Raw genomic sequence first — 13,452 nt, forward strand, 5'->3', positions numbered from 1 at the left:
CTTGGTTGGGTCGCCCTCCGCCGGTCAGAGCTGACGCACCCGCGTGGACGCTGTTCAGCACCGGCCGAGCGACCGGCCGGTGTTGAACCAATTCGACGGAGATTCTCGAGGAAAACGCTCAGTTCGCCGTGGTGAGGTCCGTTTTCGGCGAAATCTCCGTCGAATTCGCTCGGGCTGCGGGGCGGGAGCGTTACTGTGACGCCATGTGCGTCTGGGAGCGGCGTTCCCGCGGCCGACCGGGTTCCGCGCCGGCCGCTCGGCCGGCAGGGAACCCGGCCGATGTGATGGTGCTGCGCGACCACACCCTCCCCGACCGGGACTGGACGGTGCTGCCCGCAGGCAGCCGCGCCTTCTGGTTCCCGGTGCCGAGCGGGAACATCGCCGCCTTCGAGCTGGGCGACCCGGCCGCTCCGAGAATCGTGCTGCTGCCCGGCGCGACCGGCTCCAAGGAAGACTGCGTGCTGTTGGCCCCGCTGCTGGCCGACGCCGGCTACTTCGTGCAGAGCCACGACCTGGCCGGGAACTACGAGTCGTGCGCGGCAGGGCCCGGCGGCACCGAGCCCTGGGACTAGGCCCTGTTCGTGGCCGATCTGATCGCGTTCCTCGACGCAGGGTCCACCCCGGTGCACGTGCTCGGCTACTCGTTCGCTGGGATCGTCGCCGAGCTGGCCCTCGCCGAACGCCCCGAGCTGTTCGCGAGCCTGGTGCTGCTGGGTGTGCCGCCACAGCCCGGCCAGGCGTTCCGGCGGGTGCGCTGGATTGGCCCGCTGAGCCGGGTGCTCCCGCCGAGGCAGATCGCGGGACTGACCATCTGGGCCATCGTCTCCAACGTGAACCGGGTGCCCCTGGGCCGACTCGCTTTCGTGCGGCGCCGGTTCGGCGTCACGAACCGGCACAGCGTCGACGAGATCGTCGGGCTGATGAAACGGATGCCCGACCAACGTGCCCTGCTTCGGCGCGCGCCGATCCCGTGTCTCGTTGCAGTCGGCGACCGAGACGTCTGGCCCACGGCACTCCACCGGGAGTTCGCCCGTCAGATTGGGGCCGAAATCCGGGTGTACCGCACCGGCCACAGCCCGTGCGAGACCACCCCGAACCAGCTGGCGCGCGATATGCCCGCGCTTTACCGCGCGGCCGGCTGAACCGGAGACCGCCGGGCTGATCCGACGCCTCCGCGAGACAGGTCAGCACCCGATCGTGGGACGCCCGGCCCGGCGCCGCCGCACCGCGTACCGGGCGGCATGCCGGCGCCACGGGTTGTTCTCCGGCCAGCCCTGCAGCAGGGTGCGCCCGCCCCACCGCGCCCGGCGGGCGATGGCGCTCCAGGAATCGAAGGGCCGGCCGGAGATGGCCACCCGCAGGGTCGGGTCGTAGCGCACGCGCACCGCGGGGCTCAGGTTCATACTCAGGTCGAGGTCGTCGTGGATGTCGTCGCGGTCGCGGTGCACCCGGAGGCGGGCCTCCAGCCAGACCGCCCGGTGCATGGCGAAATTCGAGCCGAAGACCGGGCGGTGCCCCAACCAGAACGGCATCCAGAAGAAATAACCGCCGATGTAGAAGGTCCCGCCCAACCAGGCCACGAGGGGGCTGCAGCCGTAGAAATCGCCGGGGCCGGTGACCATGTCGCTCCCGGGGGACTCCGCCAGCGCGGACTCGATCCGCGCCAGCCAGTCGGCCGGCGGCACGGAGTCGGCGTCGAGTCGGGCGATCACGTCACCGGATGCCGCGTCGTAGCCGGCCGCAGCCGCCGGCCAGATGCCCCGCTGGGTCGCCCGCACGACCCGCGCACCCCCGGAGAGAGCGACCTCTGCCGAAGCATCCGTGCTCGCGTTGTCGACGACGATCACCTCGTCGGGCACCCGCTGCTGCCGGGCCAGAGCCGCGAGGCAGGCTTGGAGAAAGGCGGCGTCGTTGTAGCAGGGGATCACGACCGAGATCGTCATCATCGCTGCGTCCTTTCCCGCGCGCAGTGAGCTGTCGCGTTGATCCTCCATCTGGCGGTCACGGTCAGATCGCGCGGCAGTGCGTGGTGAGGAACCCGATCTTGTCGATGGTGATCGTGACCGTCGAACCGTCGCGCAGGAATACCGGCGGTTTGCGGCTGTAGCCGGCGCCGCCCGGGCTGCCGGTGGAGATGAGCGTGCCCGGCATCAGGGTCGAGGTTCTGGAGAGGTAGGAGATGATCTCGGCGACCGAGCGCACCATGTCGCCGCTCGAGGCATCCTGCAGGATGCGGCCGTCGACGTGGGTGGTCAGCCACAGGTCCTGCGGGTCGGCGATCTGGTCTGCCGTGATGACGACCGGCCCGGTGGGCGTGAAACCGTCGAAGGACTTGCAGCGCGACCACTGCGCCTCGGAGAATTGCAGGTCGCGCGCCGTGATGTCGTTGACGACCGTGTAGCCGAAGACATGGTCGAGAGCGTCCGCCACCGACACGTGGTGTGCGGCCGTGCCGATGATCACGCCGAGCTCCGCCTCGTAGTCGACCTGGCTGGTCAGATCGGTCGGCCAGGTGATCGTGGACTCGTGCCCGGTGAGCGAGTTGGGCCAGAGCGAGAACACGGTCGCGGCCGTTTCGACGCGCAGTTCGAGCTCGGAGGAGTGGGCGGCGTAGTTGGCGCCGATCGCGATGATCTGAGGCGGACGCAGCACGGCCGACGAGTAGCGCAGCTCGCCCAGCGGGGTGAGCGTTGCTCCCTGCGCGGCGGCGTTCTGGCTCAGGGCGCGCACCCGGTCGTACTCGTCAGAGTCCTTCTCGATCAGGTCCTGCAGATCGCGGGGGGCGTCGTCCATGATCTCGTCGAGGAACAGCGCTGCGTCGTCGAAGACGGCGGCGAGCCGCGGAGTGGTTTGACCTTCAACTCTCAGGTGGGCGAATTTCACCTGTTTAGGCTATCTGGCCCGGGAGCGGTCGCGGTGCGCGGGGCAGCCGCGGCGCCTGCCGCGCGCCACAGGTGCATGCCGGCGTAGCTGCGCCACGGCGCCCAGGCGGCACCGTGGCGGGCGAGTTGCCGGGCCTCCGCGGGCAGGCCGAGCCGCCCGGCGCCCTGCAACAGGGCCAGGTCGCTGGTCAGCAGGATGTCCGGGCTGCCCAGCACGCGCAGAGCCACGTATCCGGCCGTCCACGGTCCGATCCCGGCCAGGGCGGTCAGACGGGACTCGAGATCCTCCCGGGTCTGCCCGTAAGAGAGCACCAGATCGCCGGAGCAGAGCGCCTCCGCCACGCCGATGATCGCGTTGATGCGTGCGGCCGGGCCGCGAAGCACGCCGCGGCCCTCGGTCGCGATCCGCTGGGCGGTGGGGAACAGCCGGGTCAGGGGAGCGGTGGTGGGGTCGTGGATGAAGGGGCTGGTGCCGGTGGTGCCGGTGGTGGCGCTGGCGCTTTCGCTGTCGCCCGCACCCGGGTACACGTCGTCGCCGAGCGCAGCGGCCAGCCGGGTGAGTGCTGTTCGGGCGGAGGCCACCGAGACCTGCTGGCCGATGAGCGCGCGGAACAGGGTCTCCTCGGGGTCCACGCTGCCCGGCACGCGTATGCCGGGGGTGGCCGCGATTCCGGCCGCGAGTTGCGGGTCCCGCCCGAGCGCCAGGTCGATCGCCCGGGAGTCCGCGTCCAGGTCAAGCAGGCGCCGCACCCGGCTGACGAGCGGCGCGAGGTCGGCGAGGCTGGCCAGGCGGGCGCGGCAGGCGACGCCTGGCGCGGCCGCCGTTCCCGACAGGGTCAGTTCCACCGTCGCGGGTCCGTGTGGCAGGCGCAGCGTGCGCGCGTAACGAGCATCCGTCGCCTGCTCCACCCCCGCGAGGCCTCGCGCGGCGAGGAACCGCAGTACCCCCACCCCGTCGAACGGCGCGCGCGCCGGCAGCAGCAGGTCGATGCCCGTCCCGTCGACGAGCCCGAAGACGGCCTCCCCGATCCCGCCGACGCTGAGGGGCTGGGCGCGGGGCTGGGCGCGGGCGGGACGGGCGCGGCGCAGCTCGGTGGGGGTGCGCTCGTAGACGGCGGCGATGGTGTCGTTGAACTGGCGCACGCTGCCGAAACCGGCGGCGAATGCGACCTCGGTGATCGGGACATCCGTGCTCGCCAGCAGCACGCGGGCGGTCTGCGCTCGATGCGCCCGGGCGAGCGCGAGCGGGCCGGCGCCCAGCTCGGTCACGAGCACGCGGGTCAGGTGCCGTTCGCTGTAGCCGAGGCGGCGGGCGAGGCCGGGCACGCCCTCCCGCTCAACCGTGCCGTCGCTGATCAGGCGCATGGCGCGGGCGGCGAGGTCGTCACGGATGTTCCAGTCCGGCGACCCGGGGACGGCATCAGGAAGGCAGCGTTTGCACGCCCGCAGGCCGGCCTCGTGCGCGGCCGCGCTGGTGAGATAGAACGACACATTGGCCGGCTTCGGTGTGGCCGCCGGGCAGCTGGGGCGGCAGTAGATTCCGGTGGAGTGCACGCCCGTGATGAACTGACCGTCGAAGCGGGAGTCTCGGGAGGACATGGCCCGGTAGCGCTCGAAGAAGACCGGATCGAGCCCGGCAGGAGGGATGGTCACCCGGCCAGCCTGCCACCGCTAGCTCGGGCGCACCAGCGGGAATCGGCCATCGCCGGTGCCGGCCGAAGCGGCCGCGGGCCATGCCGGCCTGCGTTCGGGCCTGCCCTCCGGCACCCGGCCCGGTACTCTGGGCGTATGACCGCACTGGAGCGTCTGCAGGCCGAACTCGGCACCCACGTCAGCGTCGATCCGCGCCGGCTCGCGGCCGTTCGGGGCGACAAATCGGGCTGGGTTGCCCCAGGGATGCCGCTGGCGGTCGTCTACGCCGCATCCGTCGATCAGGTGCAGGCCACGCTGCGCATCGCGACCGAGTTTCGCGTGCCGGTGATCACCCGCGGAGCCGGAACGGGCCTTGCCGGGGGAGCGTGCGGCACGGACGGCGCCATTGTGCTGAGCCTGGAACGGATGAACCGTATCCTCGAGATCCGCCCGGAGGATGAACTGGCCGTGGTCGAGCCGGGCGTGCTCAACGGCGACCTCAACACGGCCCTCTCCGCGCACGGGCTGTGGTTCACGCCGGACCCGGCAAGCCGGGCGATCTCCTCGGTCGGCGGCAACATCGCCACCAACGCGGGTGGGCTGCTCTGCGCGAAGTACGGCGTCACCCGGGAGGCGGTGCTGGCGTTGACGGTGGTGCTCGCCGACGGGAGCCTGCTGGAGATCGGGCACCGCACCGTCAAGGGCGTCACCGGCTACGATTTGACCGCGCTGCTCACCGGCTCGGAGGGCACCCTCGGCGTGATCGTCGAGGCCACCGTGCGGGCGCGCGCCATCACCCTGGGCGAGACCGTCACGATCGGCGCGACGTTCCCCGACGTGGCCCAGGCGGCCGCGGCATCCGGTCTCGTCACGGCGGCCCGGCTGCGCCCGGCCGTGATGGAACTCATCGACCCGGTGGCTCTGGCCCTGATCGTGGCGTACCTCGGGCCGAACCTGTTCGAGGGAGTTCCGGCCGGGAGAGCGTTCCTTCTGGTGCAGACGGATGGGCCGGGGAGCCAGGCGGAGGCGGACCAGGTGGTGGCCGTGCTGCTGGCTGCGGGCGGGGAGGTGCGCGTCTCCACCGACGCCGAATCCGCCGATCGACTGCTGGCCGTGCGGCGGGCCGCGCACCCGGCGCTGGCCGCCCACGGCGAGGTTCTGATCGAGGATGTCTGCGTGCCCCGCTCCCGGCTGGCCGAGATGTTCGCCCGGATTGCTGAGATCAGCGCCCGCACGGGCCTGCCCATCCCCACGGTGGCCCACGCCGGAGACGGCAATCTGCACCCCAATTTCCTGATCCCGTTCGATCCGGCCCGGGGCGGCGCGGAGCCGGTCGTGCCGGAGGCGGTCTGGCTGGCGGCCGACGAGCTCTTCCGTGCCGCGCTCGAACTCGGCGGCACGCTCACCGGCGAGCACGGGGTCGGCGTGCTCAAGCGGCGCTGGCTGGCCGAGGAGCTCGGCGACACGGGCTTCGCCTTGCAGCGTCGGATCAAGGCGGCGTTCGACCCGTTGGGCATCCTCAACCCGGGCACCATGTTCGAGGCGTGAGCGCGCCGCTAGTCTGTTGGGCATGACCCACGAGCCGACCCCGGAGCACTCCGCCGCCGCCCCCCATTCTCATCCGGCCGGAACCCAGCCCGCGGCCCAGCCTGCCCAGGTGCAGCCCGCGGCCCAGCCCGTGCAGCCCGTCTGGACCGCCCCCGTTCGTCGCACCCGGGCGGGCATCGTCACGCTCACGGTCGCCGGCCTCGTCATCGGGGGCGCCGCGCTGCTGCTGGTGTTCGTCTACCTGGCCACCTTCCTCGGTGCCGGCACGCTGCTGGTCGGCCTTATCCTGGCGCTCATCCCGCTGATCGGGATTTTGCTCGCCGTGGGCTGGATCGATCGGTGGGAGCCCGAACCCCGCCCGGCCCTCTGGTTCGCGTTTCTCTGGGGCGCCGGCGTCTCCATCGTGACCGCGCTGCTCTTCGACCTCGGCGTGCAGCTGGCCCGGGCCGGCGCCGGAGCCATCGAAACGGATGACGGTTTCGCCGCCGCCGTCTTCCAGGCGCCCCTCGTCGAGGAGGCTGCCAAGGGCGCGGGGGTGCTGCTGCTCTTCTGGGTGCTGCGTCGCAGATTCGACGGCCCGGTCGATGGCGTGGTCTATGCCGCGACGATCGCCGCCGGATTCGCTTTCACCGAGAATATCCAATATTTCGGTGTGGCGATGATGGAGGGCGGCGCCGAGAACCTGGGCTTCACGTTCCTGGTGCGGGGGGTGTTGTCGCCCTTCGCCCATGTCATGTTCACCGCCTGCATCGGCTTGGCGTGTGGGCTGGCGGTCCGGTACCGGCCGTTCCTGGCCTTTGCCACGATTCTGCTCGGATTCTTCTCGGCGATCTTTCTGCACTTCGTCTGGAACGGGGCGTTCTACCTGGTCGAGAGTGGCTCGCTGGTGGCGTACTACCTCGCCGTGCAGGTGCCTTTGTTCCTCGGCGCGATCATGGTTGTCGTGCTGCTGCGGCGTCAGGAAGAACGCGTCACCGTGCTCCGGCTGAGCGAGTATGCCGCGGCCGGCTGGTTCAGCCCGGCCGAGGTGGGCATGCTCGCCACCCGCGATGGCCGTCGGCAGGCTCGATCCTGGGCCGCGCGGCAGCCCCACACCCGGAAACGGGCCATGCACCACTTCATCCACAACTCCACCCGCCTCGCGTTCGCCCGACAACGCATGGTGAACGGCACGGCCGCGAACGTCGACCGGGCCGACGAAACGGAGCTGCTGGGGCTGATCCAGCGCGACCGTGCCGGCGTGATCACCGGACGCTGATGCCCTGACGCACAGGGACTCGCCGCCCCGGTGGTGTGGCAGTGCCGACGACTCTCCCGGAGCGGCGAGTTCTGTTCCCATGGTGCGCCCGACGGCCGCGTTCGCGCAAGGGGGAATTTTCGGTGTGCGGGCGAGCGCACAATCCGATTGGATAGAGGAATGACTGATCAAAACATCAAGCCCGAACTCGACGCTCCTGAGGGCCCCGCGCCTACCGAACTGACCATCACCGACATCGTGGTGGGCGAGGGAGCCGAAGCAACCCCCGGCGCCACCGTCAACGTGCACTACCTCGGCGTCGCCTACGACACCGGAGACGAATTTGACTCCTCCTGGAGCCGCGGGCAGTCGATCAACTTCCCGCTTGCTCAGCTCATCGCGGGCTGGCAGCAGGGCATCCCCGGCATGAAGGTCGGCGGACGCCGCAAGCTGGTCGTCCCTCCGCACCTGGCCTACGGACCGGCCGGCGGAGGACACCAGCTCTCCGGCCAGACCCTGATCTTCGTGATCGACCTGCTCGGAACCCGCTAGAAATCCGCAGTGCCGGAAGCACGTGCGAGTCGCGCATCGCTACGAATCGTGTTCGATTCGCACGTGCTTGATCCGGGAGGTGTGGCCGCGCACGATGGTCACCGCGCTCTTGGACACGCCGAAGTGCTTGGCCAGCAGCTTCACCAGCGCATCGTTGGCGGCCCCCTCAACAGCCCGCTGCTGCAAGAACACGGTGAGCGCGGCATCCGTCGGAGCACGGGGCGCGTCGTCGCCCGGCTCCCGACTCGGCCCTCCCCCGGAGACCAGCGGTCCCTTCCGGCTACCGGGCTTCACATGCACCGTCAAATTCACCGTTCGCGTCACGCCGGTCCTCCGGGAATATAGTTCTCTTCACAACGCTAGTGGGCGGAGTCGTCTTCATGATCTCAATCGATAGTGCGCGGGCCCTGGCCGAAGCCGGGCTGCAGTGGCGTCCTGTTTCCGGTGACGCCTTCCGCATCGAGCGCTCCGGCTTCGAAAGCGACGTGTTCACGGTCAGTGACATGACGATCGAGCCGCACGAGTTCGACACGGGAACGATCCTCGGGTTCAACGGCACCACCGAGTGGGCCCTCGATTCACTGGCCCTCGAGGATGCCCTGTGGATGCCGCGTGAGGACCAGCTGCGCGATCTGTTGCGGAGCACGTTCCGTTCGCTCACCCATCAGGGCGAGGACAGCTACCGGGTGACGGTGGAGCTGAACCGGGCGCCGGAATTCTTCGACGCCGCCGACCCCGCGGATGCCTACGGCAACGCGCTCCTGCGTCTGATCAGCCTGTCCGCCGACTCCCTCGCCTGAACACCCACTCTCTCGCCGGCTCCGCCGGTGGCCGAGCCTGCCGAGACCCGGTGACCGGGCCCTCGAATCCGCCCACCGGCATCCGTCACCGTCGCTAGCTCCGAAGTTTTTCGGAACACGCCGGGCAACCGGCCTGGGGTGACCCGGTCTTTTCGGACGGGTTCCTTGGTTTCATTTTAGGCGGCGAGTGTGAGTTTGATGAGGCGTTCGGTGGGTGTTGAGTAGCCGAGAGTTTGGTGCAGGCGAACGTTGTTGAAGTGGTGAATGTAGTTGATGACTTCGGTGCGGGCCTTGCGCCGTGTCGTGAAGGTTTGCCAGTTGAGGCTTTCGCTCGTGAGTTTGGAGAAGAACGTTTCGGCGGCGGCGTTGTCCCAACACTGCATCTTCGCGCCCATGGAGCGGGAGGCTAGGTCGATGACGGTGGCGAGATAGAGCCAGCCTTCCTGGGTGTGGATGTAGGTGATATCACCGACGAGGATCGTGCCGACGCTCAGCGAGGTGAAGTCCCGCAGGAGCAGATCGACCGGGTCGGCCAGTCGGGAGGCCCGCTGGTAGCGGATTGTGAAGGCGCGTTCTGCCGCGCCCTTGGACTCGGCGAACGTGATCACCACCTGCGCGGTGAGGTCTTCATGCCGCCTCTGCGCGGGCGCGGTGACGTGGTGCGACCAGTCGGAGAACCCTGATGTTGATACTCTGAGCCGGCGGCAGAGGTAGGCGATGGGGAAGTCGGCCTTCATCCGGGAGATCATTTCGAACCGTTGTCGTTTTGATCGAGTTCCAGGAAGAAGGCCTTCGCTTTTTTCTCGAAGTCGAGATCCCTCCGCAGCAGGGCGTTTTCCTTCTCCAGGTCCCGGATCCGTTTCCGGGCTTGCGGCGTGAGCTCACCAGCAGGATCGATGGTCTTCAGCCTCGCGGCGTTGACCCAAGTCCACAGAGTCCGGTGGTTGATCCCGAGCGCTGCGGCGACTTTCACGATCGATTTGTCGCCCTCCGCGACGCGGGCCACCGCGGCAGCCCGAAACTCCGGGCTGAAGTGTTGGTGATTCTCGTGTTCCATTTGTCTATCCAATCCCGAATTCAGGAGGACTGTCCGGAAACACTGGGTCACCCCAGGCGCCGTGGGCGGCGTGTTGCGAAAAACTCCATAGTTACGTGACACGGATGCGTGCTGATGGGTGCCGATCTGGAGCACGGAATGTCAGTGGTCAGCCGTAACGTGAGTCTCATGAAGCCCTCCTACAGTGAGCACACCCTGCGGTTGCCCGTGCGTTCGGCCGACCCCCCTTGCCGAGAGCCGCACCCTGATGAATGAACTAACCGGCACCCGGGCGACCCTGCAGGATGGGTCGATCACCTACCGCCAGGCGCAGGCGATCACGGCCCGGCACCAGAAGTCGGTGGGGACCGCACGGTGATCTTCGAGCCGGAGACCGACGGAACGGCGTCGCTCCACTGATACGCCACGGCGGAGAAAATGAAGGCCGGGTACGACCGCCTCACCGTGATGGGAATGAGCCTGCAGGGCCCGAACGAGACCCGTACGCTGACCCAACTGCGGGCGGACGTGTTCGAAGACCTCATCCTCAATGGGGTCACCGCGAATGGCGTCGGCCAGGGCATCCGCGGCTCGGTGCACGTCACCGTCCCGGTGATGACGCTCCTCGGCCACATCGAGGAACCCGGCCACTTCGAGGAACCCGGCCACCTCGAGGAACCCGGCCACCTCGAGGGGTACGGGCCGATCGACCCCGACACCGCCCGCGAGATCGCCGCTCGGGCACCCGGCTTCATCCGAATCCTGACCCATCCGGAGTCCGGGGTGGTGCTCTCGGTCGGGCGCACCCGGTACACGGTGCCGAAAGGACCGCCACGATACCTCCGGGTCCGGGACGAGGCGTGCCGGTGGCGGGGATGCCGCCGAGCCGCCGCGCATGCCGACCTCGAGCACACCCGCGACTGGCAGTTCGACGGGATCACCGCGCACGACAACCTCGCGCATCTGTGCCCGGCCGACCATGCGCTCAAGTCCGGGACCCGGTGGAGTTACGTGCACCTGCCGTACGGCACGCTGACGTGGACCTCGCCGACCGGGCGCACGTTCATCAGCCGGGGACCGACGTCAGGCCAGCCAGGTCGCCGTCATCCGCTGCACGACTCCGCCGTCGAGGTCGGCGAGCTTGGCCCCCACGAACTGGCGCGCCGCCTCCGAGGTCTGCACCCGAAACGGGGGGCGGTCGCCGTCGAGCAGGGCGGCGACGATCTCGCCGACGCTCCGGGCCGACTGGGCCGAGCCGAAGGATGACGCTGCGCGGGCCAGGTACGCCTCCAGTGCCGCGGCGTACGGGTCGTTGGCCAGGCCGGATTGGTTGAGGTCGCGGCCGACGTTGGCGACGAACGAGGATGCCACGGCGCCGGGTTCGACCACCGTCACCCACACACCGGCCGTGGCGGCAACCGGGGCCAGGCTCTCCATGAATCCCTCCACCGCGAACTTCGCCGCACAATACGCCTCGTTGAAGGGCTGCCCGATGGCTCCACCCACGCTCGAGACGGTGATCAGCCGGCCCCTGCTGCCCCGAAGAAGGGGGAGCGCGGCCCGTGTGAGGGCAACCACCCCGAAGAAGTTCACCTCCATCACGGCGCGAACGTCGTCGACCGTTTCGTTCTCGATGGTGCCGAGCCTCCCCGACCCGGCGTTGTTGATGAGCGCGTCGAGCCGGCCGTGCCGGTCGATGGTCCCGGCCACGGCATCCATGGCCGCCTGCGGTTCAGTCACGTCCAGGCGACGGATGTCGAGACTCACCTCCGCGTCGGCGGCCGCGTCCCGCAGAGCGCGGGTGCCCTCGAGGTTGCGCATGGTGGCTACCACCGTGTGGCCGGCGCGGGCCGCGGCGATGGCGGCGTGGAGTCCGATACCGGAGGAGGTCCCCGTGATCAAAACGACGCTGGAGTCCGGTGCGTGAGTCAGGCTTCTAGTACCGGTCGGGTTCCGGGCCGAGCTGGAACCGGCGGCCTGTGATCCTGGTCGGCGTTATCTCGACGTAAATGTACTTCAGGGTCGGGATGAGCGGGCGCAGCGGCAGTTGATCCGCGGCCTCGATCTCGGCCTGCTTGTCGAGAACTCGGGCCCCGCCTCGCACCACGACGCTCCACGCCTCGCTACGGCCGATGCCGTCGATCTCGAAGGCGACCCGGTTGTTCACCGTGAGCTCGAGGAGCTTCGTGCCCTCGGCCGTGCGGAAAACGAGCCGCCGGTCTGCGGAGACGAAGTTCACCGGGTAGATGTCCGGCTCACCGGAAATGCTCATCGCGAGTCTTCCGAAACTGGACGAGATCAGGAGATCCCAGCAGTCGTCCTCGCTGAGGTTCTGAACCGCATACAGGTCGTTGGTTTCCATGACTCATAGTCCCACGCGGTCCGGTCCGGCGCGAGCAGGTGCCGGAAACGAAAAACGCGCCCACCGTTCCCCGAGGGGCGGTGGGCGCGTTTCGGCCTGACAGCGAGTCGGATCAGTCCCGACGGACGCGTTCGACGGTGCGTCGCAGAGCGAGGAGCGCGCCGAGTCCGAGGAGCAGAGTGCCGACGGCCACGGAGATCAGCAAGGGAGCCGAGTCGACGCCGGTCGCGGCCAGCTCGGGAGCGGCCGTGATCGTGTCGGCGGCGATCGGGAGGGCCGTCTCGGTCGGGGTCGGGGTCGGGGTCGGGGTCGGGGTCTCGGTCGGTGTCTGCGTCGGCGTGACCTCGGCCAGGAGCGCGATCGTGTTGAGTTCGGTCGCGCACTCCACGGTCGAGCCGCCACCGTTGCTGGAATAGTTGCACTGGTTGATGGTGACGGGAATGTCTGTCGTCACCGTTGCCGAGGGATTCACCCGGCAGTGCACATCGGCGCCGCCGCCGTTCCCGGCGTTGTTGCACTGCGTGACGGTCGCGCCGGTGGTGTTCTCAAGGGGCACGCAGTCGAGTTCCGTGCTGGCTCCGGAGCCGACGCACTGGTTGACCGTGGCTGGGGTTGCCGTGGTCGCACCGGTGATGCGGTTGTTCACGGTCACCGTGCAGATAGTGTTACCGCCGCCGACGTTGATCGAGCCGTTGCACTGGGTGATTGTGTGGATCAGCTTGGAAGAGTTCACGACCGTCGCTGCGGGGGGCAGCACGTCGGTGTTTGCCGCGTGGATGCTGACGACGGTGCTGGTGGTCGACCTTGTCGCGCCGGTGGCCAGATTGAGATAATTGTCGACCGTGACGCTGCATTCGACGGCGCCGGTGCCGCCGCCGACTCCGGCGACATCGTTGCACTGTTCGACGGTGCCGTCGACCGCAGCAGCCGAGGCGGGAACCGCCGGCGAAGCGGTCAGGACGAAGGCCGAGAGGAGGAGGCCGAGGGCCAGAACAATCGAACGGTTCAGTGCCGTCGAGCGAAAGAATGTACGTGAAGTTGTAACAGCCGGCAGATTTGCGATGGAGGCCCCCTTATTAGGGCAACTCTAACAGGGCATTCTCAGGTGCGAACGACGAGGAACGGGTCAACGCCCTTCGTTCACGCCTCTGACCCGGTCAATAAGATCTTTCCACGGCCCAGAGACCTGCTGCTCGCCGAGCACGACCTCGTGGGGTGCGCAACGGATGCGGTAAACGTAGCGGTCCGGCTGCGGAGCCGTCGCGGACACCTCGTCCCAGGGCAGCCCACGGAGAAGTTCCGTCCAGGCGGACCGATCGGGTTGTTCCTCCACCTGGACCTCCCAGGTGGTGCGGATGCCGGCGAAGCCACCGCTGCGCGAAACGACGACCTTCATGGGGCCG

The 13,452-nt window shown here is 68.9% G+C and carries 17 protein-coding genes; 7 read left to right on the top strand and 10 right to left on the bottom strand.

Annotation, left to right across the window (positions count from 1 at the left end):
• Positions 1-203: 203 nt before the first annotated feature.
• Entirely contained in the window at positions 204-572 is a 369-nt protein-coding gene (locus tag E3O62_RS16985; protein ID WP_241973277.1) for a hypothetical protein, read from the top strand.
• Positions 573-581: 9 nt separating this feature from the next.
• Positions 582-1,142, top strand: a complete 561-nt coding sequence (locus E3O62_RS02985; RefSeq protein ID WP_241973278.1) for an alpha/beta fold hydrolase — start codon at positions 582-584, stop codon at positions 1,140-1,142.
• 42 nt (positions 1,143-1,184) lie between these two features.
• Here E3O62_RS02985 and E3O62_RS02990 read toward each other — a convergent pair whose 3' ends face one another.
• The 3 genes from E3O62_RS02990 to E3O62_RS03000 form a co-directional block, all read right to left on the bottom strand.
• Entirely contained in the window at positions 1,185-1,946 is a 762-nt protein-coding gene (locus tag E3O62_RS02990) for a glycosyltransferase family A protein (RefSeq protein ID WP_166786403.1), read from the bottom strand.
• Between the two features lie 61 nt (positions 1,947-2,007).
• Entirely contained in the window at positions 2,008-2,883 is an 876-nt protein-coding gene (locus E3O62_RS02995; protein ID WP_241973279.1) for a fumarylacetoacetate hydrolase family protein, read from the bottom strand.
• Complete coding sequence (locus E3O62_RS03000; protein WP_134397527.1) at positions 2,880-4,481, bottom strand: DNA-3-methyladenine glycosylase 2 family protein; 1,602 nt, start codon at positions 4,479-4,481, stop codon at positions 2,880-2,882. The genes E3O62_RS02995 and E3O62_RS03000 overlap by 4 nt, the downstream gene beginning before the upstream one ends.
• 189 nt (positions 4,482-4,670) lie before the next feature.
• Between E3O62_RS03000 and E3O62_RS03005 the strand changes: the two genes are divergently transcribed.
• The 3 genes from E3O62_RS03005 (at position 4,671) to E3O62_RS03015 (ending at position 7,851) form a co-directional block, all read left to right on the top strand.
• Entirely contained in the window at positions 4,671-6,062 is a 1,392-nt protein-coding gene (locus tag E3O62_RS03005; RefSeq protein WP_134397493.1) for an FAD-binding oxidoreductase, read from the top strand.
• A gap of 22 nt (positions 6,063-6,084) precedes the next feature.
• The gene (locus E3O62_RS03010; protein ID WP_134397494.1) at positions 6,085-7,320 is read left to right on the top strand and encodes a PrsW family intramembrane metalloprotease; all 1,236 of its coding nucleotides are present in this window, start codon (positions 6,085-6,087) and stop codon (positions 7,318-7,320) included.
• A gap of 159 nt (positions 7,321-7,479) precedes the next feature.
• Positions 7,480-7,851, top strand: a complete 372-nt coding sequence (locus E3O62_RS03015) for an FKBP-type peptidyl-prolyl cis-trans isomerase (RefSeq protein WP_134397495.1) — start codon at positions 7,480-7,482, stop codon at positions 7,849-7,851.
• 39 nt (positions 7,852-7,890) lie between these two features.
• On the opposite strand, the gene E3O62_RS03020 is transcribed toward E3O62_RS03015, so the two are convergent.
• On the bottom strand, positions 7,891-8,175 hold the full coding sequence (locus E3O62_RS03020) for a DUF167 domain-containing protein (protein WP_241973280.1): 285 nt from the start codon (positions 8,173-8,175) through the stop codon (positions 7,891-7,893).
• 56 nt (positions 8,176-8,231) lie between these two features.
• Between E3O62_RS03020 and E3O62_RS03025 the strand changes: the two genes are divergently transcribed.
• Entirely contained in the window at positions 8,232-8,651 is a 420-nt protein-coding gene (locus tag E3O62_RS03025) for a hypothetical protein (protein ID WP_134397496.1), read from the top strand.
• Between the two features lie 176 nt (positions 8,652-8,827).
• Here E3O62_RS03025 and E3O62_RS03030 read toward each other — a convergent pair whose 3' ends face one another.
• The 5 genes from E3O62_RS03030 to E3O62_RS16495 form a co-directional block, all read right to left on the bottom strand.
• Positions 8,828-9,388 (bottom strand): integrase core domain-containing protein, encoded by a 561-nt coding sequence (locus tag E3O62_RS03030; protein WP_166786404.1) that lies wholly within the window; start codon positions 9,386-9,388, stop codon positions 8,828-8,830.
• An 8-nt stretch (positions 9,389-9,396) separates the two neighbouring features.
• Positions 9,397-9,708, bottom strand: a complete 312-nt coding sequence (locus E3O62_RS03035; protein WP_134397498.1) for a transposase — start codon at positions 9,706-9,708, stop codon at positions 9,397-9,399.
• A 1,062-nt stretch (positions 9,709-10,770) separates the two neighbouring features.
• Complete coding sequence (locus E3O62_RS03045; protein ID WP_241973281.1) at positions 10,771-11,589, bottom strand: SDR family NAD(P)-dependent oxidoreductase; 819 nt, start codon at positions 11,587-11,589, stop codon at positions 10,771-10,773.
• Positions 11,590-11,623: 34 nt separating this feature from the next.
• A complete protein-coding gene (locus E3O62_RS03050) occupies positions 11,624-12,049 on the bottom strand; it encodes a pyridoxamine 5'-phosphate oxidase family protein (RefSeq protein WP_134397500.1) in 426 nt (141 codons plus the stop codon).
• Positions 12,050-12,161: 112 nt separating this feature from the next.
• Positions 12,162-12,503 carry an LPXTG cell wall anchor domain-containing protein gene (locus tag E3O62_RS16495; protein ID WP_166786405.1) on the bottom strand — a complete coding sequence of 114 codons (342 nt, stop codon included), beginning with the start codon at positions 12,501-12,503 and terminating at the stop codon, positions 12,162-12,164.
• On the opposite strand from E3O62_RS16495, the gene E3O62_RS03060 reads away from it, so the two are divergent.
• On the top strand, positions 12,490-12,882 hold the full coding sequence (locus tag E3O62_RS03060) for a hypothetical protein (protein ID WP_134397502.1): 393 nt from the start codon (positions 12,490-12,492) through the stop codon (positions 12,880-12,882). The two genes, E3O62_RS16495 and E3O62_RS03060, sit on opposite strands and share 14 nt — an antisense overlap.
• Before the next feature lie 293 nt (positions 12,883-13,175).
• Here E3O62_RS03060 and E3O62_RS03065 read toward each other — a convergent pair whose 3' ends face one another.
• On the bottom strand, positions 13,176-13,445 hold the full coding sequence (locus E3O62_RS03065) for a protealysin inhibitor emfourin (RefSeq protein WP_134394726.1): 270 nt from the start codon (positions 13,443-13,445) through the stop codon (positions 13,176-13,178).
• Positions 13,446-13,452: the final 7 nt, after the last annotated feature.

The sequence above is a fragment of the Cryobacterium sp. TMT2-15-1 genome (assembly GCF_004402345.1).
Classification (GTDB): domain Bacteria; phylum Actinomycetota; class Actinomycetes; order Actinomycetales; family Microbacteriaceae; genus Cryobacterium; species Cryobacterium sandaracinum.